Raw genomic sequence first — 24,028 nt, 5'->3', positions numbered from 1 at the left:
TTATGACAGTAACGACAAATCACATCCACTTTAGCCATATCTCACCCAGAATAAAAAGTAGGGAGTTTATCACAAGATCTAATCATTGGGAGCATGACCGGTGGTTGTACAGGGTGAATAACCGTCCCGGCTGGATCGCAATCGCATGACCACGGCCTTGTCCTGTCACGGCATTGTTGCGCAGTGCTTCCAGACGATAACGGGTGAAATCCTTACCATGCGCCTCATCCTTAAAACGGCCCGGATAGTCGTAATGTTCGTAATACCCCTGCTGGAGCGTGTCCTCCTTCATCTGCTGGCTGAATTCGGCCGGCCACGCCGGATTTTTGAAGGTGTAGTCTTTGAGTTGCACCATCGCCGGTCGAACCTGTGCCCGGTGTGTCAGGTGGCTCACCGCCGGCTCGCCCAGCGTACTGGTATCACCCGGCTGGTAGGGCAGTATAATGCCCGGTGGGACAGAGCCGGCATCATCGGCAAACACCAGCGTATTGCGCCCGTTGCCGCATTCAAAAAAGTAGAAGATACCTTCTTCTGCGGTCAGGCGTTGCAGGAAAGCAAAATCACTTTCCTGATATTGCACACAGAATTCTCGTTCCGGGTGGGCATGGCGCAGGCTGAAGACCACATCGCGGATACCGTGCTCTTTGAGAATATTGGTGATAATGGATTCAATGTTCAGTTGCTGGAAAATACGCGAATTCTGACGCAGGGTGGTGCGCCACAGGTCCGGGCGAATACTCATCTGGTAGGTGGTCTGGTACAACCCGGTATTGCCCTGTTCAAAGCTGGCAACGATACCGGTGATACTCCGGCTTTCAACCCCATTCTGTGTGATTGTCAGCGTGGCAGCGCGGTCGAGTACCGCAGGAAAGTCGATGGCGGGGTCAGCACTCGCCAATCCGACCTCCAGCTGGAATGGCTGAGAAAAATGCTCATTCAGGGTAAAATCCGTGACGACAAAGGTCTCTGGTGCCAGACCGCCCGCCGTCAGGGTAAATTGCAGGCCGCTGGGGGCACCATCACTGAGAAACTGACTGGCTTTTTGCAGGGCGTTGGTGGCGGCGCTGTGACCCCCGGCGGCTTTCTTTGCCAGCCCCGGTTCGTGCCCAACGAAGCTCCCGGTTGTCTGCTGAGCCAGCCGGGTGGCTTGTTGCCCCTGCTCAAACAGGGCCTTTCCCTGCTGAAGTTTTGCGATGTGCTTTTTCACTGACATAGGTGTCTCCCTGAGATGATGACGGATAACGTGATAACTGTCGGCCATCACGTCCGGGCACAACATTGAAATTCGTCCGGCGTTGTCTGTGACAAACGGGAAGATGAAAACATCCATCGGCTGTTTTTATATCGGGCACCGGAAATAATCTGAAAAGACGCACAGACCGGACTATTTCGTTTAATACATGAAAAATAATCAGGAGAGGAAATGATAAATAAGGCCTGAATGAAAACCAAATGAAATCAAGCGAAATAAAAAACCAGCCGGGCAATGACAGCGGAAAAAGTTAAAATCATTGCGCCATCAGGGTAATGCGCTTTGTTTTTATCAATAGTGAATGCATTGTGTTGTGATTTATTGCTGTCAGAGTCAGGGTGAATTAATTAACGTAATGATTTATTTATAAATATAAAACTACAAGTATCTTAGAAATCATGATCATTTTCATTTTATGATAACGATCACAAATGGGGTTGTTTAAAATAATGAACACATTTTTAAACCGAATCCTAAAATAATATACCCTGACAAAAATAGATATTTCATTCTTATTAAAATACAAATCAGAGGCTTGTTTTAGATAATAACAACTATCACCATGAAATAATATGGGTATAAAAAAGATGAAAAGTTATTTTTATTTCTTTTAGAAAGACAGGTATTCAGGCTGGCTGAAAATATACCGTGAAAACGGGGTCTTAAACATCGTTTGACCGTGGCTGACACAATCGCTACTCTCTTTCTGTTAACTGATGATCTTCCGCCTGTAAGGATCAGCGTAAAGCGGCGAACTAAAACTCCTGTAGCCTGCAAGGGAGAGCTAAATTGCGGTACATCTGCGCACTTTTGGAAGCAGATATCCCCGGACACCTAACCCTCCGTCTGAGGATGAAAGTTTCCCGGTGTGATTCATCACCGGCTACTCACACAACAGAGCAAAACAGGCTCTGTCTTACGTCAAACGATACAGTTTTTATCTGTACAACATACATTCATATTGTCTATTCATCACGATCAGCGTCCCGAATATTGCGCGGCGTCACTTGTGTTGAAGCGTAGCGATTACCAAGTGACGTCGCCGGGCTTCAACGCTCAGAGCGCATTCGGTCTGGCTTTACGACCGATTTGAACTACGCATTACTCAAAGTCACCCGTTATTTCAGGCATTTTCTAATCCTGAATCCTTTTATTCGTTTGTTTTTTAACCCCATGCCTGACAACAGGCTGATGCAGTAAAAAAGGAGAAATCACACCACGTCATGATTAATGAGGCGTTCATCCTGACGAAAATCAGGCACTGAACGGGGAGTACTCCACCGCCGTGTTCAGCACGTAGCGAACTCCTGCAAAAACTCAACGCAATTTTCCCCTGCTACACATTATCTGACGCACCACGGAACGGTGAACCTGAACCGATACGCAGGGACTGGTTTAAGAACGAATAAAAAAGAAGCAAATTAGCGGGAGAGGCGGGAATGGCGCAGAAATCGGCACGTTCGAAAATCGAACGGTTCAGAAAAGAATTTATCACCCATGCCCGAAACGGGCGCGGAAGTTTTGCAACGGTCGCGGCTCGAGAACGGATTGCCCGACAGTTCCTTAACTTTCTGAAAGACAATGGTATCAGGCTCCGGCAGATGGACAGCCTCAAAGCCAAATATATTGAGCGCTATATTGCTGAGCGTAAGGCCAACAAGATCAGCCACCGAACCCTGCAAAATGAGATGTCAGCCCTGCGAACGATTTTAAGGCAGGCGGGCAGGCATAAACTGGCTGCACCGGATAACGCCCGTCTGAGTAACCGGGCACTGGGTATTGTCGAGACGAGTCGCACAGGTACTAAAACGGCATTAATGCCTGCGGAGTTTCAGGCGGTTTTCCAGCAGGTTGAGCAAAAAGATCGGTGCGTGGCGGCGGTCATGCAACTGGCATATGTACTGGGGCTGCGTACCAAAGAAGCGGTGGAAGCTTATAAATCCTTAGCGACCTGGAAAAAAGCGCTGGAAAACGGGCATACCTCAGTGCGGGTGGTATTCGGCACCAAAGGCGGGCGACCCAGACAGACGCTGATACTGAATCGGGAAGCCTTACAACATGCTATTGCCTACGCTGAATGCGAGCAGGCAGGGCGCAGCGGCAAACTGATTGATAAACCGACGGTTATTCAGGCCATAGATCGTTACCGGTATATTGTCAGAAGTGCCGGTCTGAGCGGCAAGAAAGCCCCACACAGTATGCGTTACCATTTTGCTCAGCAATCTGGTGAACATTACAAAGCGCAGGGGTTCAGCGAGCAGGAAGCACAGGCACTGGTATCAATGGATTTGGGGCATGGCGATGCGCGAGGACGCTATATCCGGCAGGTGTATTACCGGAATATTGAGGGTGAATAAATAAACGTGTACTGACTTATAGATTATCTGGCTTTATGGTAAGTACAATAAAACTGAATTTTACATTTGATCATTTCATTCATTATCTATCTCTGGCTTGTTTTTGCCCCAAAATCATTTAAAGCTATTCCTCATCACACCTTGCTAACTCGTTACTTGCCCGAATTTTTGTAATGAATCAATATGCTATTAGTTGGTTAACCACTCGATTATTTTATCAATTTATTTGATGACAATTTACACCATGTGTTCAAGGTATTGATTATGGAATTACAGACAAGGCTAGTTTTTATCGATACAAACGCTTTTGAAAAGAAAAACTATCAATTTGGACAACACGCTCTTGGTCGTCTTCAAGAACTAATTGAAGATGAGAAAATCCACTTGCTCATTACTGATGTGACAAGGAAAGAGATCGACGCCCATCTCAAACGCAAATCTGAAGAAGCTGCTTCTATGATAAAGAAGATGCAAAAAGATGCGATGTTCCTAAGAAACACCCCCGATCTTGATTGTCATGGCATTTTCACCAAAGTTAAAGGTGATGATATTTATGCTGTTATCAGTGAAAAGTTTGATGATTTCGTCGAAAACGGCTACGTGGAAACTATTGATGTAAGTACTGTTAACCCTCAAGTTGTATTTGATGCTTACTTCAACAACCTCCCTCCCTTTGGCAAAGAATCAAAAAAGCACGAGTTTCCTGATGCATTCGCGCTAGAAGCTATTAAACAGGTGAGCTTGGCTAGAGGACATTCAGCCTACATCGTTAGCGACGATGGCGATATGAAATCATTCTGTGAACAAGAAGATAACTTCATTCATCTTGAAAACGTCGATGACCTAATTGACTTGATTGTTCGAAGCGACAAAGCGTACGAAGAACCAGCCAAATTTGCTGATGAAATATTCGAACAACTCCTAGAACAAATTAAAGCGGATGCCCTGCAAGCTCTCAAAGATGGTGAGTTCAACTATGAAAACGCAGATCCTTTCGATGAGATTATTAATTCTATAGAAATCAACTCGGTGAACGTTGAGAAGAAAAACTTACAGAATGTCGATGCCGAGTGGGCTGAGTACGAAGTAGAGTTTGAGGTGGTTGTTACGGCTGAATACCGATTCTCAGATTATGACCGTTCACCTTGGGATCCTGAAGACAAGCAATATGTATTCGTCTTGAGTAATGAGTCAACAGTAAGACACAAAGAAACATACACTGCCCACTTAACACTTGCCTATACCGATGGATTAAAAGCTAACGCATACATTGAGGAGTTTTACTTCCAAGATACGTATTTCGAGCTGACTGATGATGACTCCGAAGTCATTAGCTTCAAAGAACTAGATATCAACGGTGAGTGACATGAAGCTATATGTAATTGGTAATGGTTTTGATGTTCATCATGGCATTGACACTAGATACACATCTTTCGGGCTTTATCTCAAAAACAACTACAGTGAAACATACGAGCTACTGATCGAACATTACGGTTTAAGTGACCTAAATCCAAACTACTCGACATCAATGTCAGACCCTTTATGGTCTGAATTTGAAACGAGTATGTCACTGCTTGATAAAGATTCAGTTTTGGAAGCAAACATGGATGCAATGCCAAACTATTCTTCAGATGACTTTCGAGACAGAGACCGATACACGCTTGAAATTGAGATGGAGCGAATACTTGGACTTCTAACCACTGATCTGTATAAAGCATTCAAAGAGTTCATTTTGGCTGTACAGTTTCCTCAGTTTGATCACAGCCGATCAGTAAACATTGATAGAGACGCTGTTTACCTCACATTCAACTACACAGATACGCTTTCTCAATACTACGCAATCCCCGATGAGAACGTGCTATTCATTCACGGGAAAGCCGATGAACATGTTGATGAGTTAATTCTCGGTCACTCATTAGCTGACGTAGATTTATCCTACTTTCAGAAGTTGGAGCAATCAGTCAGACCTGATGCTAAATGGGTTGCGACTTTTTATGACCCTGATGATGAGAAAGTACACTGTGACACTCTAACAGGACTTGGAATAGCCAACGTTGCAGTTGTCAGAATGGAACAGATCTAAGCCAAAACCTGAAATATCATTAGCGATTGCGGTGGATTCTAACATTGCTTTTTCTAAATTTTGCTTATGCAAAGAATTCAATTTTGAACATCAGCTCTAACTCGAAATTGTCCAGAAGTGCGTTAGAGCAAGTTGCCTGATTTGGTCACACCATAAAATTGGAACGGCTAGATTGTATTCGAATCACTTCAAATAATGCCATCGCGCTTCTGACATTATTTTCTGTCCCGGAAAATGAATTACACATTGACCTTATGACTTCCGTTTATTAGCGTGATAAGACTTATTGATGATCCGGTCGCTTGTGAGGATCACCTTCGGGCAGCGACACCCACACTCCCGTAGCCTGCAAGGGAGTACACACTGTGTGGTACATCTGCCCACCTTTGGAAGCAGATATCATCTTTGTTGATGATGAAGGTTATTTAATCCACCCTGGTATGACGCCAGCCACCCAACGGGGAATACGTTTCCCGCCGGGCAAGGTGTTCTCCGTTGTTTTTAAGGAGTCCACAATGCAACAAAACGAAACCAGGACAACGGTGCATGCTGTACCGGTGTCTGAATTGTCCCCTTTTGCGGACGTCTTTCCGCGAAGCAGTCCACTTGAACTGATACTGCTGGAATACACGGTCATTAAAGCGGCGGTCACGCTGTGTGAAGATTACCGGAGTGATACATGGCAGTGCCGGAAAGTGTCGGACAACATTGCCTATGCTGTGCCGACACGCGCTGACACGTATGGGGTCAAAATCGAGACCACTGACTTTAACGGCGAAGTATCCGCGGATACGTTCGGGCTGATGGTCACCCTGAGCGTACTGGGCTATCTGACGGCACTGATGAAGCACGATGAAATTGCTGAACGGTTTTGTGATTTGCGGGAATACGCGCTGCAACATCCCCAGGCCCCGTGTATCCGGGCGGCTTTAGGTTTAGCGGGAGCATGACGATAATTTAATCTACTCTGGCACGATGCCAGTCACCCGGACGGGGAACAGCTTCCCGTCGGGCAGGGTGTTCTCCGTCTTTTTTATTGACAGGAGAACATGATGCAAAAAAGTGACCTGATCATGCTGGACAGTCCTGCGCTGTCTGCCGTGTTTCCCGGCAAAAAACCGCTGGAGCGGTTGTTTCTGGGGTTTCTGATTGCCAATACCGCCGCACAGTTATGTGGTGAATATCAGTATGAATACTGGGACCGGCGTGATGTTTCTGAACAGCTGACCTATATGGTGCCGACATCCGTCACCACGTATTCTGTCTACTTGCCGGACAGTGCGTTAACCGTCACGCTGTCTGCTGATGCCTTCGGGCTGGCGGTGACGACAGCGGTGTTTGCCCGTATCTCGGTACTGGATGAATCCAATGAGGATGCGTACCGGTTCGGCGAACTGCATGAATATGCGCGGCAACACCCGGAAGCTGAACTGATACGTACTGTACTGGATTTAAGCACGCCAGATAAGGTGCTGAGTCCGTCATTAATCCGCCGTATCAATAATAATCATAATCATCATCAATGAGGTTATCAGCCCATGATATTGCTGATACTCCTTCGCTTTTCTTAAGCGCCTGACCAGGGAGCCGAAAACACCTTCCCGGTATCGGGCGGGTGTTTTCTTCATTGACATTCAATCAAGGAAATACCGATGAACCCGATTTTTTTACCGGTACCGGATGAAGCCGGGACGACATTCCATGAAGACATTTTTACCGTGCAGGTCACCGGCCTGATGCAACACCCGCAAGCGAGGCAATCACTGCGGGAAGAAACCCTGACCGTGTGTGAAGCAGCCTCGGTAACCGAAGCGGTGCAGCGGCTGAAAGTTATCCATCTGCTGGGTGACTGGCCGGTGTCGGAAACGTTATCTCATCAAACGCAGGGCGTTTTTTTCCGCTGACCGTGATGATTTATGACGCCGGGGACAGAAAAGTGCTCGGTGGCCGGTTTTATGACGAGATTGTCTGGGCGCAGCCGGTGACACTGGCCTCAGAACGCCTGTCACTGGAAAAGCGACAGCAGCAGTTATGTCAGTCAGCCGTGCTTGAGCAAAGCTGGCAGAATACACAGGCTGCCCGGGCATTGTGGCATGAGGCGCATTTGTTGTCGCTGCATGGGGTTTCGCCCTGTTATCAACAGTGCCGTGAAGTGCGGGATATTCTCCGGCACAGCACGACTCTCCACGTTTAATGGCGGAGCATGACGATGACATCGTTACGTTTAACCGTCTGGCAGGTGATTGCGACAGAATTGCTGAAACGGCATTTCGGTCTGAGTCTGAAGGATACGGCGCTGTGTGAAACAGACACGGTCGCTGAACTGATACAAAACGGCATCCGACCCTCTGAGGCCATTAACGAATTAGTCGATAAGTACGATTTAACCCGGCTGAATGCCCCGGTCATCACGCCTGGTACGCCTTATCTGGATGTGCATGACGAACTGATGGTCATTTTCGACAGTCAGCTGGCTGATATTTTAAAACCGGATAGTCACTAAATCCTCTTTTACTTACCCAACGGGGGAACTGACTCCCCGCCGGGACAGTTCCTCCTTTATTTAACATTATCAATCAAGAGGAACTTAACCATGGCAGAGTGGATCACGAATCAACTGGACATCACCGGCAAATCCGTTTGTATCGATGTGATGCAGCAATGGGTCTGTGGCGAAGAAGCGCCCCGTTACCGTCAGGCAGTCTTGCAGAGTCTGCGGCTGTTTCTGGCCGGGTGCGCCGGGATATTGAAACCCACCAAACCCCTGACTTACGCGCCTTATCCGGCGCTGATACGAGGTACTGCGGCACCGACTGCGCAACATCTGGCCTTTGAGCAGTGGCTGATGTTGTTACAGGATAATGCGCTGCTAACCGGCGACACCATTAAACGTATCGACCATCTGTACCGCCAGTCGGGCTTAAGTCTGCTGCGCTGGGAAAATATTCCGGAACCGGCGCGTGAGATTATCGCATCACTCCTGATCCGCCAGTATACCGACTGGTTCGGTATGGTGAGCTGGTCTGATAGTCCCGATACCGGCGCCTGCTGGGACAGGCTGAATGTGTCTCCGACATCCGCCCAGCCCTGCGATATGCTGATGATCATGCCGACCCGGTTAGCGACCGAGATTAACGGCAGCAGCGGATTGCTGAAAGGCATTGCCTCCACCGTACAGTTCTACGACGAGCACTACGGGCTGGAATGGCCGTTCGGTCACCATGTCCGCTGGGAACGGCGTAATGTCAGCAGCTTAACCGTGCGTTTTGATTCACCGTGGGCACCGCCCTCTGCGGAACTGATGGGGGAACTGTCAGCGATGTTTGATTGCGAGATCCGCCATTGGTACAGCGAACCGTCAGGAAGCCTCAAAGGCTACGATTGTTATGATCAGGGTGAGCATGTAGACAGCGGTAACGGCTTACCCGGACGCGAAAACCGGCCTGCACTCTATCTGGTTAACGGTGAACAACCCGAAATCAGTCAGGCACTGCCGGCGATTGCTGTCGGACAGTAGCGATTTGTTCAGTACCTTATTCTTTATTTTCACTTCAACCGAAGGGGGAAGCACGTTCCCCTTCCGGGGCGTGTTTTCCCTATTTTTATGCGACAAGGAAAACACGCCATGGCGTCTCGTACCGATTACCAACAGGAATTTATCTCGCTGTTTAATCAAACCGCCCGCTATCAGCCTCGTTATCAGGTCTTCCGGGATTTTTGTCACTGCGCAATGGCGGCCATTCACAATAAATATTGTTTCAGTGAGGAGCTGGAGCAGTTTTATCTGAAAACCATCAGGAAATATGCGCGGGAAGATGTTGATCGGATTGTAAAACTCTTTTCCACTGCCGTGCTGGCACTGGCAGAAGCGCCCGGCGATTTTCTCGGCACGGTGTTTATGCGGCTGGAGCTGGGGAATAAACACCTTCAGCAGTTCTTTACGCCCTGGAGTGTCGCCAGAATGATGGCGGAGATACAGTTGCAGGATGTTTCCGCACGCTTGCAGGAGAAACCCTTTGTGACCCTGTACGAGCCGGCTTGTGGGGCGGGCTGTATGACACTGGCCGCTGCCGACGTCTTGAGAGAGCAGGGACATGATCCGTTATGCAGCCTGTGGGTGTCAGCGATTGATATTGACCCGCTGGCCGCGGTGATGGCTTACGTCCAGCTTTCTCTGGCCGGCATTCCGGCCGCGGTCACTGTCGGCAATGCGCTGGATGATGGCGGCAGCAAACGGACACGTTACACGCCGGCCCATTATCTGGGTAACTGGTCGAACCGTTTACGGGCGCATCAGCAGCCACAGGCCGCCTGAATTTTTTCAGCCTCTGTTCTGTTACTCTAATGCGCCTTTCGGGGCGCTTTCTTATTTTCGAGTAGTTTTAATATATTGATTTATAGTGAAAATTAAGGTGATCCGATAAGCGAGTCGGTGGGTGAATCGAGTCAGTTTAATTTTCATTTCCGCAAAAAGAGTTTTTCCTTGTTTCAGACCGGGATTCACCGACACTGGGCCCAATTTGAACCGAAAGAGGAAAAGCCATGTTTCAGCGTATTAAATCGCATTTTGCCCGCCAGTCTGCCACACCGCAAAAATCATCCGAACAACAACCGGAAGCCATTCGTGACAGCCGGGGCTATTTCCGGCCGCAATCGGTGGATAAGTTACTGGCCACCCCACTGCGCCGTCAGTGTCTTCAGCAATTATGGCAAAACAGTGCCCTGCCCGAAGGGCTGTATCAGCGTTTTTATCTCGCGCCGGTGAAGCAATTGCTGGGCCGTGTCCAACAGGTGCCCGCTACACCAGAGGGTGACTGGTCAGGGGCAGGGGGATTTGCTGACCTGACGCTGCAATTTACCACCTGTGCCGTGCGGCTGGCGAAGGGACATCTGTTACCCCCCGGGGCCGCACCGGAAACACAGGCAGCCCAGAGCCTGCTATGGCAGACCGTCGTATTCTGGACGGCATTATTTTACCACCTGCCGTTGTTGCGGCAACTGGAAGGGGAGCTGGATGACGGGCATTTCTGGCAGCCGGGTGTCTGTATCCCCGGTAACCCTTTTCGTTTCCGCTTTCGCACACCGGAAAATGCCCTGACGGTGCCACAGGAAGCCTTGCTGGCCGCCAGTTTGTTACCGGAAAAAGCCATCATGTGGCTGGTTTCCGTGCCGGAAGCCTGGCATTGCCTGATGTTGCACCTCAATGGTCGTCCCTCCTCCGTCCCCCTGATTGACGCGTTGCTTCAGGACGCAGCCGGGCAGGTGCATTCCCCGCTAGTGAAACAGGGGGGGTTGCCAACGGCAGCCGAAACTGCCCTGGCTTCCGAAGCTGGTACAAGGCCGGAAACCCAATCGGCTGCTCCCGCAACTGAAATGAAAAGTCCCTCTCCATCGACGGCCGACGATACCCGGACGTTATTGTCATTATTTCAATCCAATGATGAAGTTTCATTGCTTATTAATGCAAATGAGAATGATAACGATTTAGAAATAAACAAACGCACAGGCAGGCCGTCAGAAAATGTTGCTCCTGCCGGGAATGAGTCGTCATGATATTAACAATGAAACAATTTTAGTTTGTAATTAATTTTAACGGAATGATTAACGGCTTTCTATATTGAAAAGCCGACGGGTTGGGTTGTTGATAACAGGAAAAAATGATGCACGGAACAGAAGAAATAATGGGCTGGGAAGAATTATTAGACGAGTACTTTTTTTCACATATCCTGAGACCGGATACCGAGTGGAGTTACCGTAAAGTGGCGAAGGGATTTACCCGGTTTATGGGGGAAGCGGCCTCACCAGCGCAGGTTATTCACCGGGATGTGCTGCGGTGGCGGCGCCATCTTCTGGTGGAGAAAAAACAGTCGAGCCACACCTGGAATAATAAGGTGGCTCACCTGCGGGCGATCTTTAATTTCGGCATGGAACAAAAACTGCTGCCCCACACCGAAAACCCGTTTAACAATGCGGTGGTTAAAAAAGAGAAGAAAAAGAAGAAGATTTTGAGTCAATCGCAGATAACCCGTATTAATCTGTTGATGGGAAAGTTTGCTGAAGAAGAAAGAACCGGGGTGATGCCACGGGGAGGGCGTTGCGCCCTGTATCCGACCTGGTATTGGTCAACAGTACTGGCGACATTGCGCTTTACGGGGATGCGCCAGAACCAGTTACTGCACCTGCGGCTGCGGGATATTAATCTGGAAAGCAATTATATTGAACTGGGGCTGGAAGGCAGTAAAAACCACAGTGAATGGGAAGTACCGATTATCCCACCGCTCAAACCCCGGCTGGCAAAATTAGTGGAAAGGGCGATGGCTGCCGGCGCTAAAGCCGACGATCCGATTTTCGATCTCAGCCGATTAAGTGTGCCGCACCCCAGCCGGCTTTCCCGTTACCAATATGATATCAACCGGGAAAAACAGCAGCTCCGTTCTTTCTTTCGCCGGCTGTCCAGAGAGTGTGATTTTGCGGTCTCGCCCCACCGTTTTCGTCATACCGTGGCCACGACATTGATGAAATCGCCGGATCGGAACCTGCCGTTGGTGAAAAGATTACTGGGGCATCGTAATGTCGCGACCACGATGGAGTACATTGATCTCGATATGGAAGTAACGGGCAAAACGCTGGAGCGGGAATTGGGTTTGTACACCGATCGTTCTGATGATAAGGAGTAAAACGGATTAAAAAGAACAGGGCGGCTTTCGGTCAGGAGGAGGGTATTGACTGAACTGCCCTGCATCAACAATGGATGGTATATGGTATGAAAAGATGATTGATACCGGACTGGCATCCCGCGAAGTTTTCACCTCACTTGACATCAGAATCAATTACTGAAATCATTACCTTAAACGAGAAAAGGGTAACTGTTAAAATAGCTACCCTGTTATCTTGTCTTAAATGTTCTTCTCAACTAAACAGTACAAATTGAACTGATTAGGATCTAACATTTAATTAACGATTGATTCTTTTTCGCGCTTTTGTCAGGAAATTTAACAACCTACGACAAACCCGCATGGAAACTTGGTGCCCGGACTCGGAATCGAACCAAGGACACGGGGATTTTCAATCCCCTGCTCTACCGACTGAGCTATCCGGGCTAACGGGGACGCATTAAACAGTATTCACTCCAATCCGTCAACGACTTTTTTAGAAAAAAACATGAAAAATGGTCGTTGGCGGAATTTTTATACTAATTAAGCGCAATTATTCATCTTTGCTAGCTTTTTTTAACTTAAAGCACCCTCTTTTCGGCAATTAGCTATGGTCAGAATATCCTGAGCCAGCAGTTTTGCGGTTACCACATCTTCAATATCTTTTTTCACTAATAGCTTGCTAAGGCATCCTTCAAGGATAAGTTCCATCTGTTTGGCAACTTGTTCACTATTTTCAATGCCAATTTGCTGTAGTAGCCCATTCGAATATTGGAATGAGCTTTGTTTTTGTAATGCAGCTAATTGATGGATAGGGTGGTCGGTATCAGGAAAAGCACTACAGGCTGCAATAAATAGGCAACCGGGGCAGCGATTTTCCTGTACTTTTTCTTTGAGAGTATCGTAACGAGCTAATAGCTTTTGTTCCGGGGATAATGTTTCATCCAGCAGAATATGGCGTTGCCAGGCTTCTATTTGCTGGCTGTGGAAACGCAGGCAGTCATAAAGTAGGGCTTCGCGGTCTGGCCAGAAATGTTTTATTTGGTCGATATCAATGTTCAGGGGAGCCAAAAGTGCCTCCAGTGTTACTGACAGACCCTGTTGCTCAAGTAAATTGAGTACATGATTAAGTACGTATTCACGCTGCACTGTTGCTCTCCTTTTAAATGTTTTTTATTGATCTTTTATCTGTTCTGAAGCTATTGGGTATAAATGCTGTAAATGGCGATTAAAGCGTTCCGCATCCATAAATCCGTTGACTCGTGAGTTGGGTATTTCCTGGCCTTGTGTGTCAAAAAACAAGATAGTGGGAAGTCCCAGCACTTCCAGTTTTTTCAGCAATTCTTTCTGGTTAGGGCCATTCTCTGTAACGTTGGCCTGCAATATGAGAAAGTGACTTAGTTGCTTTTGGACTCGTGGGTCACGGAACGTATATTTTTCAAATTCCTTACAGGCGACACACCATTCTGCATAGAGATCCAGCATGATCGGTTTATGGCGATTTTCAGCCAGAATCTGACTCAATTCCGGCCAGTCACTGATTTGTTGGAATGCTAAAGATGCTTGTTGTTGTTCTGTAACAGGATTTCCCCATACCCAGTCCTGTAAAGGGCGTGAGGCGATTAAAGCCAGTGCCAGTAAGATGAGCTGTAGGGTACGTAACCAACCGTTTTTGTGGTTTAGCGTCAATGAAAAAGCCCAGCCACAGAAGGCAACTGCTAATATGCTCCATAACCTTATTCCCCATACATCTCCCAGAACTCTTTCCAGCAAAAATATTGGCAGCGCAAGGATAATAAAGCCGAATGCTTCTTTCACGTATTGCATCCACGGGCCACTGCGGGGTAAGAATTTGTGACCGAATAAAGTCACGGCTATAAGTGGTAAACCCATTCCCAGTGCATACAGATAAAGTGTCAGACCACCGAGCACAGCGTTACCACTTTGGGCGATGTACAGTAAAATGGCGCTGAGCGGGGCGGTTGTGCAGGGAGATGCAATCAGGCCCGCCAACATCCCCATGACGAATACACCAAAATAGGAACCACTTTTTTGCTGGTTACTCCAGTTCACCAAACGGGTTTGAACGGAAGAAGGGAGCTGGAGTGAGTACACTCCGAACATGGATAGTGCCAATAGAATAAACAGGACGGAAAGCCCTATCAGAATATAAGGGCTTTGTAATGCGGCCTGAAACTGTAAACCTGCTGCGGCGACAATTAATCCTAAGGTTGTATAAGTGATGGCCATTCCCTGCACATAGCTCATTGCCAACCAGAAGATACGTTTCAGGCTCTCAGGGCGTTTCTGTCCCAGAATAATAGCGGAAATTAACGGATACATTGGCAGGATGCATGGAGTAAATGCGATACCTATACCAATCAATAATGCCCATAAGGGCGAAAATGGCATTTGATCCGTTTTGAGTAACGTTTTTTCCTGCGGCTGTGATTCACTTTGGGATGCTTTTATCTCAGAAGATTTAGATTCTGACTGTTTTGGTGTTTCATCCGTTGATGGTTTTATGGGCGCGCTTACGGCGTATAGTGGCACGCTGATTGTTTCTGGAGGATAACAGTATCCTGCTTCCGCACAGCCCTGATAGGTTACCTGAAGTGTTGAGTCATTTGTTGCACCAAGGATAGGAATATTGATGTGTGCTGACTGAAAATAAACCTCAGTTTTGCCAAAAAACTCATCTTCATGAGCTGTTGCTTTGGAAAAGTCTATATGGCCTAAAGAAGTTTGCTGATCGGGTGTGATGATGAACTGTTTTCTATAGAGGTAATAACCGGGCTTAATATCCCAACTTAGCGTCAATTGTTCCCCTTTTTGCTGAAAATCAAACATAAATGCCTGTTCAGCGGGAAGATACCGATTCTGCCCCAATTGTCCGGGTTGCTCAAACAGCGCACTGGATTTAAGAGGGAACGCACTGATTGCACCGAACAGTAGAAACAATATGAGAATACGTTTCATCATAGATACTTTTTTACCTGCCAGTTATAGGGAGTCAATGGGTGAAATTTACCAGAATCGGCACTACGACTAAAACGAGCACTATAACCGATGGAATCTGAGACAAAAAGCTGATTGATTAATATTAATGCAAAGAGGTGTTTTTTTCAGAGAAGAAAATAGAAGATAAAAGAAAGAAAATATTTCAGGGGGTTTTAATCCCCCCTGAAAATCAAACATAAAGCCTGAAGCCTACAGAATCATACCACCGAACAGAAAGCCGAATGTGACTGCCAGCCCAACAGCAATCGTACCCGGAATAAAGAACGGATGATTAAAAACAAAACGTCCGATACGGGTTGTGCCGGTATCATCCATCTGTACTGCGGCAACTAAAGTTGGGTAAGTTGGCAGAATGAACAGCCCGGAAACTGCAGAGAAAGAGGCAATTGCAGTCAGCGGTGTGACATGCAGCGCTAATGCCATTGGCATTAATGCTTTCGCAGTTGCTGCCTGTGAATACAATAAGGCTGAGCAGAAGAAGAAAATAACCGCGAGTAACCAAGGGCGAGAATGAATCAGGTTACCGGCAGTTTCTTTAATCCAGTCGAGATTCGCCTGAACAAAAGTATCACCTAACCAGGCCACTCCCAGAATACAAATACAGGCACTCATGCCAGCCTTAAAAGTACTCGAATTCAGAATAGCATCTGTATTGACGGAACAAATAATCGTGGTGAGCGTTGCAACACTCAGCATAATAATCAGAATCGCGTTGGTGGTATTCATCAGGGGTTTTTCAACTAACCCGACACTCGGGCTATTGATAACCGCATAGATAACGACGCCGATAACACCCAGCAAAAATAACAGAACAGAGAGCTTTGCCTTCGGTTTGATTTCAATCTGAGACGCACCGCGCATCTCTATCAGGCCGTCAGCCAGACGTTTCTGATAGATAGGATCATTTGCCAACTTGGAATCGAAAAGCCATGAAATGATGAATGACATTAACACGATGGCACAAAATGTGGATGGCAGCAGTATCATCAGCAAATGAATATAGCTGATACCTTGCCCTTCCATAACCGAAGCCATATAAACCACTGCCGCAGAGATAGGGGAGGCGGTGATCCCGATTTGAGCGGAGACTACAGCAGTCGAAAGTGGACGACACGGTTTGATGCCCTGTTCTTTAGCAACTTCGGCAATAACAGGCAGTGTTGCCAGTGAGATGTTCCCTGTACCTGCGAATAGAGTCAGAAAGTAAGTGACTATAGGTGCGAGGATTGTGATGTATTTTGGGTTCTTACGCAGTAATTTTTCAGTTTGCTGGACAAGGTAATCTAACCCGCCCGCTATTTGCATTGCTGATATTGCAGCAATCACAGCCATAATAATTGAGATAACATCAAATGGAATACTGCCTGGTTTTACACCTAGAATGGCGAGGATTAAAACGCCAATTCCACCCGCAAAGCCAATTCCGATTCCCCCTAATCTTGCCCCCAGAAAAATGGCCAGCAGAACAATAACCAATTCTACGGCTAACATGTTACATACTCCTTCATTTATTTAGTTTTATGAAAATCTATGGTTAATAATTTGTGTTTGCTGCCAATTAAAAAGGCACGCTTCCGGTTGGAATAGCGTGCCTTAAAAATTAAGACGAACTCGTTATTATAATCATTTAATTAGTCATCAAAACGTTTTGCTTTGTAAGTCGGATTTTTTAGGTTCTCAACAGAGAAAATATCATCTAATTCCGCTTCTGTCAGCAGACCACGCTCCAAAACAACTTCCCGGACGCTTTTACCTGTTTCTGCACAGATTTTACCTACGATATCGCCATTATGGTGACCGATGAATGGGTTCAGGTAGGTCACGATACCAATAGAGTTAAAGACAAAGCTTTCACAGACTTCTTTGTTGGCAGTAATACCGTTAACGCATTTCTCAACCAGATTGCGGCAAGCGTTGCTCAGGATAGTAATAGATTCAAACATAGCCTGACCAATAGCCGGTTCCATAACGTTCAGCTGCAACTGACCCGCTTCTGCTGCCATAGTGATACAGGTATCGTTACCGATAACTTTAAAGCAAACCTGATTAACAACTTCTGGAACAACAGGGTTTACTTTGGCTGGCATGATGGAAGAACCTGCCTGCAATTCTGGCAGGTTGATTTCGTTCAGACCAGCACGTGGGCCGGAAGAGAGCAGACGCAGGTCGTTACAGATTTTAGACATCTTAACAGCCAGACGTTTCAGGGCACTATGAACCATAACATAAGCACCACAGTCAGAAGTTGCTTCAATCAAATCTTCGGCAGGTACACAAGGCAAGCCGGTCACTTCTGCCAGCTTTTCTACAGCCAGTTTCTGATAGCCAGGTGCTGTGTTCAGACCAGTACCGATAGCGGTTGCCCCAAGGTTCACTTCCAGCAGCAGCTCTGCGGTACGAGTAATATTTTTAATTTCTTCTTTTAATAGCATGGAAAAAGCACGGAATTCCTGACCCAGAGTCATTGGTACCGCATCCTGCAATTGAGTACGACCCATTTTCAGGATATCGTCGAACTCAATACCTTTTTTGTCGAAGCCCGCTTTTAATAATTCGATTGAATCAACCAACTGCATGATTGCGTTGTAAACAGCAATACGGAAACCGGTAGGATAGGCATCGTTAGTTGACTGGCTTCTGTTCAGATGATCATTGGGGTTCAGGTACTCATATTCACCTTTCTGATGCCCCATCAATTCAAGACCGATATTTGCCAGCACCTCATTCGTATTCATGTTCAGCGAGGTACCTGCGCCACCCTGAAAAACATCAACAGGGAACTGATCCATACATTTGCCTGTGTTGAGCAGTTCATCACACGCTTTGACAATGATATCTGCAACTTTGCCGGGAATGGTATGGAGTTCTTTGTTTGCCAGTGCTGCCGCTTTTTTCACCATGACCATGCCGCGAATGAATTCAGGGACATCGTTGATGGAGCGGTCACTAATATAGAAGTTTTCAATCGCACGTAGAGTGTGAATACCGTAATAGGCTTCAGCAGGGACTTCACGTTTACCTAACAGGTCTTCTTCGATACGAATGTTGTTTGACATGAGAACCTTCTTAAATTGGATACGTTTTACTGTTTGTTATATGTTTGTTGAGATAATGTTGCCGACAGCAATCGCTGTGATATTAGGTGATTACCACAAAATTGCAGGCGCGATCATATGTGGATTTGTCAGAAATGCCTTGAACCTGGATCACTTTATAGTACGATTTTACTAATGAAATGACATATGTGTGATTGAGGTCACGGTTACTCAGGTAAAAAGTCAAATGTCTTAAGTATTGAAAACCGTTATTGTTATCCCCACATATGTTATCCATGCAAACTAGTCATCTATAGATGTTGCTATCAATGAGCTGGGTTATAAACGCGATTCGTGGTAATAAAAATGCGTTGGTAGTATATACAGCGCCTAAAGCGGATGAGAATACCGGCTTATATCCTTCATCTTTCAGGTGCCTCATTTTAGGCTGCCACATTTTAAGTTGCTTCAACTTAATTTGCTTTAACTTAAATTGCTCCAATTTCATTTTCTTCAATTCATTTTCTTCAACTACAGGAGAACAACGTGCGCTGGTTTCCTCTTATCCTGATATGTCTGCTGATTTATATCGAATCAGTACTGTTTGTCCGCATCGCTTCTGAGGTCGGCGTTCTGTTAACGCTGTTATTGGTTGTTCTGACTTCCTGTGTTGGGGTTTCTCTGGTTCGTAATCAGGGCATAAAAAATTTTATGTCAATGCAGCAGAAAATGGCTGCCGGAGAAAGCCCTGCGGAAGAAGCAATCAAAAGTGTTTCTTTGGTCATGGCGGGTTTCCTGTTAATTATTCCCGGCTTTTTTACCGATTTTCTCGGGCTATTATTGTTGTTGCCGCCTGTGCAAAAATTGCTGACAGCTAAGTTACTGCCACATCTGACTTTTTACCGTCCGAATGTTCGTGGTGGATATGGCCGGGATAGTAATCATGGTCAGACATTTGAAGGAGAGTATGAGCGCAGGCAGGATGATGCTTCGAATAAGATTACTCGCGATGATCAAAAAAATCATAATGATAATGACCATAATAAGAAATAACTTCAGCCCATACTGCCTGAGAGTGTTACGGGTAATAAAAAAGTGAAATATTTTTTGCTATCCCCCCTTGAAGTACTGCCTATAAGCCCCAACTTGTAGCTTCATGGTACTGGTTCTGTTGGGTTCTGGTATCAATCCTCTTACCTGATATGGACTTTATTTATAGGAGATCTATCAATGAAAATTCGTCCATTACACGACCGTGTTATCGTCAAACGTCAAGAAGTTGAATCTAAATCTGCTGGTGGAATCGTTCTGACCGGTTCAGCTGCGGGCAAATCTACCCGTGGTGAAGTTCTTGCTGTTGGCCATGGTCGCATCCTGGAAAGCGGTGATGTTAAAGCTCTGGATGTTAAAGTGGGTGATATCGTTATTTTTAATGAAGGTTACGGTGTTAAAGCAGAGAAGATCGATAACGAAGAAGTGTTGATCATGTCTGAAAGCGATATTCTGGCAATTGTTGAAGCGTAATTGAAAATCTTACGCTCAGATCTTCTTAATTGAACGAATTTAAAGGAAAGATACAATGGCAGCTAAAGACGTAAAATTTGGTAATGATGCTCGCAGCAAAATGTTGCGTGGTGTGAATGTACTGGCTGATGCAGTTAAAGTGACTCTGGGTCCTAAAGGCCGTAATGTTGTTTTGGATAAATCTTTTGGTGCACCTGTAATTACTAAAGATGGTGTTTCTGTAGCACGTGAAATCGAATTAGAAGACAAATTCGAAAACATGGGCGCACAGATGGTTAAAGAAGTTGCTTCTAAAGCTAACGATGCGGCTGGTGATGGTACAACTACTGCAACCGTTCTGGCCCAAGCAATCGTCACCGAAGGTCTGAAAGCAGTTGCTGCTGGCATGAACCCAATGGATCTGAAACGTGGTATTGATAAAGCAGTTGTTTCCGCTGTTGAAGAACTGAAAAAACTGTCCGTACCTTGCTCTGATTCCACTGCAATTGCACAGGTTGGTACAATCTCTGCAAACTCCGACGAAACTGTAGGTAAACTGATCGCAGAAGCGATGGATAAAGTCGGTAAAGAAGGTGTAATCACCGTTGAAGAAGGTACTGGTCTGGAAGACGAACTGGATGTTGTTGAAGGTATGCAGTTCGACCGTGGTTACCTGTCTCCTTATTTCATCAACAAACCAGAATCAGGTTCTGTTGAACTGGAAAACCCATACATCCTGTTGGTAGACAAAAAAGTTTCCAACATCCGTGAACTGTTGCCTGTTCTGGAAGGTGTAGCTAAAGCAAGCAAACCTCTGCTCATCATCGCTGAAGATGTTGAAGGTGAAGCACTGGCTACTCTGGTTGTGAACAACATGCGTGGTATCGTGAAAGTTGCTGCGGTTAAAGCACCAGGTTTCGGTGATCGCCGTAAAGCAATGCTGCAGGATATTGCTATCCTGACTAACGGTACTGTTATTTCTGAAGAGATTGGTCTGGAGCTGGAAAAAGCAACTCTGGAAGATCTGGGTCAGGCGAAACGTGTTGTTATCAACAAAGACACCACTACTATCATTGACGGTGTAGGTGAAGCAAGCGCGATTGAAGCGCGTGTTGGTCAAATCCGTCAGCAGATCGAAGAATCAACTTCTGACTATGATCGTGAAAAACTGCAGGAGCGCGTAGCGAAACTGGCAGGCGGTGTTGCTGTGATCAAAGTTGGTGCAGCGACTGAAGTTGAAATGAAAGAAAAACGTGCACGTGTTGACGATGCACTGCATGCAACCCGTGCAGCAGTAGAAGAAGGTGTTGTTGCTGGTGGTGGTGTGGCGCTGGTTCGCGTTGCAGGTGCTATCACAAGCCTGACTGGTGACAATGAAGATCAGAACGTGGGTATCCGTGTTGCACTGCGTGCAATGGAAGCACCAATGCGTCAGATCGTTGAGAACGCAGGCGAAGAGCCATCTGTTGTTGTGAACAACATTAAAGCAGGTCAAGGCAACCACGGTTATAACGCTGCAACTGAACAGTACGGCGACATGATCGAAATGGGTATCCTGGATCCAACCAAAGTAACTCGTTCTGCACTGCAATTCGCAGCATCTATCGCGGGTCTGATGATCACAACTGAAGCGATGATCACTGAACTGCCAAAAGATGACAAAGCTGACTTAGGCGCAGCTGGTGGCATGGGCGGTATGGGTGGAATGGGCGGCATGATGTAATGCGCTCATCCTGATGATGGGATCTCCCACCCATTAGGCTAAAACTTTGAAGGCGAGCAGATTTTTCTGCTCGCCTTTTTACTTTCTTCTGTTAATAGCATACAAAAGATTAAATTTATCATCGTAATATACACAATGCATTTCAAAATGCGTCGCGGCCAACAAAGAGGCAATTTGAAAGACAAAGTGTATGAAGTTAGAGTAATCAACGAGGGAAGACATGCGAATAAAATTTTTGCTCGGCGCATCGGTGTTGCTGTTAGCGGGATGCACGACAAATAATCAATTAACTTCAGCAGGTTCCGGTGTGCGTTTTGTGGACACTCAGCCGGGTAATGAATGCCAGCGGTTAGGTGAAGTGACGGGAACTCAAAGTAACTGGCTTAATGGCGTCGGTAGTGAAAGCAGTTCTATGCGTGGTGCGGCTAATGATTTGCGTAATAAAGCCGCTGAGATGGGTGGGAACGTGATATATGGCGTAAATAGCCCGTCAGAGGGATTGTTAAATAGCTTTATTCCCCTCGACAGCAAGATGGTTGGTCAAGTCTATAAATGCCCTTGAGTGTATGTGATAAGCAGCATATTGAATTCGGGCAATGCCCAGAAAAGCAGCTTGCAACATGGTGAGCTAGCTGTCTGAATTTCTGTGCACTGCCTGTTATCGCGAAAATATTAAAGAAACCTCGCTGGTTAATTATTTTTTAACCCTAAATCCAATGGGGTTTTACTCGGTTCACCGCCGATTTCTCTTGTCAGACACGGTACCAGATAGCCAGAAATTTTGGTTAATAGCTCCCGCATAATGGCTTTTGCTTCTTCATCACTGACAAGAAAGTGTGCTGCACCTTGTACTTTATCCAGCACATGAATGTAGTAAGGCAAAATACCGGCATCAAATAACGAATTACTTAAATCAGCCAGTATATCAGCGTCATCATTTACGCCTCGTAACAGAACACTCTGATTCAGCAGGGTGACTCCGGCCTGTTTCAGCCGAGCCATACTCTCCCGGAATGCCTCATCAATTTCGTTTGCATGGTTAATATGAGTGACCATAATGACCTGCAAATCGGATTGTGCCAGACGATTACATAATGAAAGCGTCACTCTGTCGGGAATAACGACGGGTAAACGGGTGTGAATACGTAGCCGTTTAATATGAGGGATAGACTCAAGTTGAGTAATCAGCCAATCCAGTTCATGATCCTTTGCCATCAGAGGATCACCGCCAGAGAAAATGATCTCATTAAGCTCAGTATGCTGCTCAATATACTCTAGCGCTGATTGCCAGTTACTTTTATTGCCCTTGTTATCTTCATAAGGGAAATGTCGTCGGAAGCAGTAACGGCAGTTTACCGCACAACCTCCTTTAACCATTAATAACGCCCGGTTGCGATATTTATGTAATAACCCCGGAACGACCGGATGCTGTTCATCTAATGGATCAGTGGAAAATCCGGCTGGAGTATCAAACTCTTCTCGTGCAGTTAAAACCTGTAGTAATAAGGGATCCTGCGGATCGCCCTTTTTCATTCGTGATACAAATGCTCTTGGCACACGCAAGGGAAACAGGCGTCGCGCCTCATTACCTTCTTTCAATAAGGCGTGCGTGTTCAGGGATAACAATTGCAACAACTCACTGGGATCAGTGATAACATCAGTAAGTTGTTGTAGCCAGACTTCTCTGGCAGGGTGAATATGGGTTATAATGTGTGCCATTTTTTGGCTAAGCCATTTCGTTAAAAATTAGAGGATCTCCATGGCTACTTATAGTACCAATGAATTCCGTTCAGGTCTTAAAATCATGTTAGATGGCGAGCCGTGCGCTATTCTTGACAGTGAGTTTGTTAAACCAGGTAAAGGGCAGGCATTTGCCCGTGTTCGTATTCGTAAGCTGATTTCTGGCAAACTGCTAGAAAAAACTTTTAAATCAACCGATTCCGTTGAAAGTGCAGATGTTATGGATGTCAATTTGACTTACCTGTACAACGACGGTGAATTCTGGCATTTCATGAACAACGAAACTTTCGAGCAGTTAGCTGCAGATGTGAAAGCTGTTGGTGACAATGCTAAATGGCTGATCGATCAGGCAGAATGTGTTCTGACACTGTGGGATGGCCGTCCTATCGCTGTGACTCCACCAAACTTTGTTGAGCTGGAAATTGTTGATACCGACCCAGGCCTGAAAGGTGATACCGCAGGTACTGGTGGTAAACCAGCTACTCTCAGCACTGGCGCGGTAGTAAAAGTACCTCTGTTTGTCCAGATCGGTGAAGTTATCAAAGTTGATACCCGTTCTAACGAATACGTCTCTCGCGTGAAATAATCTCGCTTTGTTATTTTAGAAAAACCGCAGCCTCTTCGTCCAGAGGTTGCGGTTTTTTTATGGTCATTTTTACGA

23 protein-coding genes, 1 tRNA gene and 1 pseudogene are annotated in these 24,028 nt (G+C 46.2%); 17 read left to right on the top strand and 8 right to left on the bottom strand.

The genetic code is table 11. The features are described 5' to 3' along the window. Positions 1-100: 100 nt before the first annotated feature. Both tssI and AACS92_RS15415 read right to left on the bottom strand, forming a co-directional pair. Positions 101-1,213: pseudogene (tssI, locus tag AACS92_RS15420) on the bottom strand (type VI secretion system tip protein TssI/VgrG); the annotation flags it as partial. Next, the gene (locus AACS92_RS15415; RefSeq protein ID WP_153044751.1) at positions 1,161-1,352 is read right to left on the bottom strand and encodes a hypothetical protein; all 192 of its coding nucleotides are present in this window, start codon (positions 1,350-1,352) and stop codon (positions 1,161-1,163) included. The pseudogene tssI and the gene AACS92_RS15415, both read right to left, overlap by 53 nt. A gap of 1,339 nt (positions 1,353-2,691) precedes the next feature. Between AACS92_RS15415 and AACS92_RS15410 the strand changes: the two genes are divergently transcribed. The 12 genes from AACS92_RS15410 (at position 2,692) to AACS92_RS15355 (ending at position 12,369) form a co-directional block, all read left to right on the top strand. Next, positions 2,692-3,609: an integrase domain-containing protein gene (locus tag AACS92_RS15410; RefSeq protein WP_099108878.1), complete on the top strand. Its 918-nt coding sequence runs from the start codon at positions 2,692-2,694 to the stop codon at positions 3,607-3,609. A gap of 264 nt (positions 3,610-3,873) precedes the next feature. Further along, complete coding sequence (locus tag AACS92_RS15405; protein WP_099108877.1) at positions 3,874-4,974, top strand: PIN domain-containing protein; 1,101 nt, start codon at positions 3,874-3,876, stop codon at positions 4,972-4,974. Position 4,975: 1 nt separating this feature from the next. Beyond that, a complete protein-coding gene (locus AACS92_RS15400; protein ID WP_099108876.1) occupies positions 4,976-5,692 on the top strand; it encodes a bacteriophage abortive infection AbiH family protein in 717 nt (238 codons plus the stop codon). Between the two features lie 365 nt (positions 5,693-6,057). Then, positions 6,058-6,642 carry an antirestriction protein gene (locus tag AACS92_RS15395; protein WP_241537896.1) on the top strand — a complete coding sequence of 195 codons (585 nt, stop codon included), beginning with the start codon at positions 6,058-6,060 and terminating at the stop codon, positions 6,640-6,642. Between the two features lie 99 nt (positions 6,643-6,741). Further along, complete coding sequence (locus tag AACS92_RS15390; protein WP_241537895.1) at positions 6,742-7,218, top strand: antirestriction protein; 477 nt, start codon at positions 6,742-6,744, stop codon at positions 7,216-7,218. Positions 7,219-7,344: 126 nt separating this feature from the next. After that, positions 7,345-7,596, top strand: a complete 252-nt coding sequence (locus AACS92_RS15385; protein WP_241537894.1) for a hypothetical protein — start codon at positions 7,345-7,347, stop codon at positions 7,594-7,596. A 5-nt stretch (positions 7,597-7,601) separates the two neighbouring features. Beyond that, positions 7,602-7,886, top strand: a complete 285-nt coding sequence (locus AACS92_RS15380; RefSeq protein ID WP_241537893.1) for a hypothetical protein — start codon at positions 7,602-7,604, stop codon at positions 7,884-7,886. Positions 7,887-7,901: 15 nt separating this feature from the next. Further along, entirely contained in the window at positions 7,902-8,195 is a 294-nt protein-coding gene (locus AACS92_RS15375) for a TA system toxin CbtA family protein (RefSeq protein WP_099108874.1), read from the top strand. A 90-nt stretch (positions 8,196-8,285) separates the two neighbouring features. Beyond that, positions 8,286-9,209: a DUF1281 domain-containing protein gene (locus AACS92_RS15370; protein ID WP_099108873.1), complete on the top strand. Its 924-nt coding sequence runs from the start codon at positions 8,286-8,288 to the stop codon at positions 9,207-9,209. Between the two features lie 108 nt (positions 9,210-9,317). Continuing rightward, entirely contained in the window at positions 9,318-10,007 is a 690-nt protein-coding gene (locus AACS92_RS15365) for an N-6 DNA methylase (protein WP_099108872.1), read from the top strand. Positions 10,008-10,234: 227 nt separating this feature from the next. Then, complete coding sequence (locus AACS92_RS15360) at positions 10,235-11,245, top strand: TraI domain-containing protein (protein ID WP_099108871.1); 1,011 nt, start codon at positions 10,235-10,237, stop codon at positions 11,243-11,245. 107 nt (positions 11,246-11,352) lie between these two features. Then, entirely contained in the window at positions 11,353-12,369 is a 1,017-nt protein-coding gene (locus AACS92_RS15355) for a tyrosine-type recombinase/integrase (RefSeq protein WP_099108870.1), read from the top strand. A gap of 347 nt (positions 12,370-12,716) precedes the next feature. Here the strand turns inward: AACS92_RS15355 and AACS92_RS15350 are convergent. From AACS92_RS15350 to aspA, 5 genes are all read right to left on the bottom strand, one after another. After that, positions 12,717-12,792: transfer RNA gene (locus tag AACS92_RS15350), tRNA-Phe, on the bottom strand. Between the two features lie 129 nt (positions 12,793-12,921). After that, on the bottom strand, positions 12,922-13,494 hold the full coding sequence (gene dicD, locus AACS92_RS15345; protein ID WP_099108869.1) for a division control transcriptional repressor DicD: 573 nt from the start codon (positions 13,492-13,494) through the stop codon (positions 12,922-12,924). 24 nt (positions 13,495-13,518) lie between these two features. Then, positions 13,519-15,327: a protein-disulfide reductase DsbD gene (locus AACS92_RS15340; protein WP_099108868.1), complete on the bottom strand. Its 1,809-nt coding sequence runs from the start codon at positions 15,325-15,327 to the stop codon at positions 13,519-13,521. 228 nt (positions 15,328-15,555) lie between these two features. Next, a complete protein-coding gene (locus tag AACS92_RS15335; RefSeq protein ID WP_099108867.1) occupies positions 15,556-16,857 on the bottom strand; it encodes an anaerobic C4-dicarboxylate transporter in 1,302 nt (433 codons plus the stop codon). A gap of 140 nt (positions 16,858-16,997) precedes the next feature. After that, positions 16,998-18,422 carry an aspartate ammonia-lyase gene (gene aspA / locus AACS92_RS15330; protein WP_099108866.1) on the bottom strand — a complete coding sequence of 475 codons (1,425 nt, stop codon included), beginning with the start codon at positions 18,420-18,422 and terminating at the stop codon, positions 16,998-17,000. A gap of 525 nt (positions 18,423-18,947) precedes the next feature. On the opposite strand from aspA, the gene AACS92_RS15325 reads away from it, so the two are divergent. The 4 genes from AACS92_RS15325 (at position 18,948) to AACS92_RS15310 (ending at position 22,189) form a co-directional block, all read left to right on the top strand. Next, positions 18,948-19,454: an FxsA family protein gene (locus AACS92_RS15325; RefSeq protein ID WP_099108864.1), complete on the top strand. Its 507-nt coding sequence runs from the start codon at positions 18,948-18,950 to the stop codon at positions 19,452-19,454. 177 nt (positions 19,455-19,631) lie between these two features. Continuing rightward, positions 19,632-19,925: a co-chaperone GroES gene (locus AACS92_RS15320; RefSeq protein WP_099108863.1), complete on the top strand. Its 294-nt coding sequence runs from the start codon at positions 19,632-19,634 to the stop codon at positions 19,923-19,925. 55 nt (positions 19,926-19,980) lie between these two features. Then, entirely contained in the window at positions 19,981-21,627 is a 1,647-nt protein-coding gene (groL, locus tag AACS92_RS15315) for a chaperonin GroEL (RefSeq protein WP_099108862.1), read from the top strand. A gap of 220 nt (positions 21,628-21,847) precedes the next feature. Next, the gene (locus tag AACS92_RS15310; protein ID WP_099108861.1) at positions 21,848-22,189 is read left to right on the top strand and encodes a DUF4156 domain-containing protein; all 342 of its coding nucleotides are present in this window, start codon (positions 21,848-21,850) and stop codon (positions 22,187-22,189) included. 128 nt (positions 22,190-22,317) lie between these two features. Here the strand turns inward: AACS92_RS15310 and epmB are convergent, their stop codons facing one another. Continuing rightward, entirely contained in the window at positions 22,318-23,346 is a 1,029-nt protein-coding gene (gene epmB, locus AACS92_RS15305) for an EF-P beta-lysylation protein EpmB (RefSeq protein ID WP_099108860.1), read from the bottom strand. A gap of 40 nt (positions 23,347-23,386) precedes the next feature. Between epmB and efp the strand changes: the two genes are divergently transcribed. Further along, a complete protein-coding gene (gene efp / locus AACS92_RS15300; RefSeq protein ID WP_099108859.1) occupies positions 23,387-23,953 on the top strand; it encodes an elongation factor P in 567 nt (188 codons plus the stop codon). The last annotated feature ends 75 nt before the right edge of the window (positions 23,954-24,028 follow it).

It is taken from the genome of Xenorhabdus sp. KJ12.1, assembly GCF_963876495.1.
GTDB lineage: Bacteria > Pseudomonadota > Gammaproteobacteria > Enterobacterales > Enterobacteriaceae > Xenorhabdus > Xenorhabdus stockiae.
The sequence above is the reverse complement of the archived record's forward strand: the minus strand, read 5'-3'. Positions and strand labels throughout refer to the sequence as shown.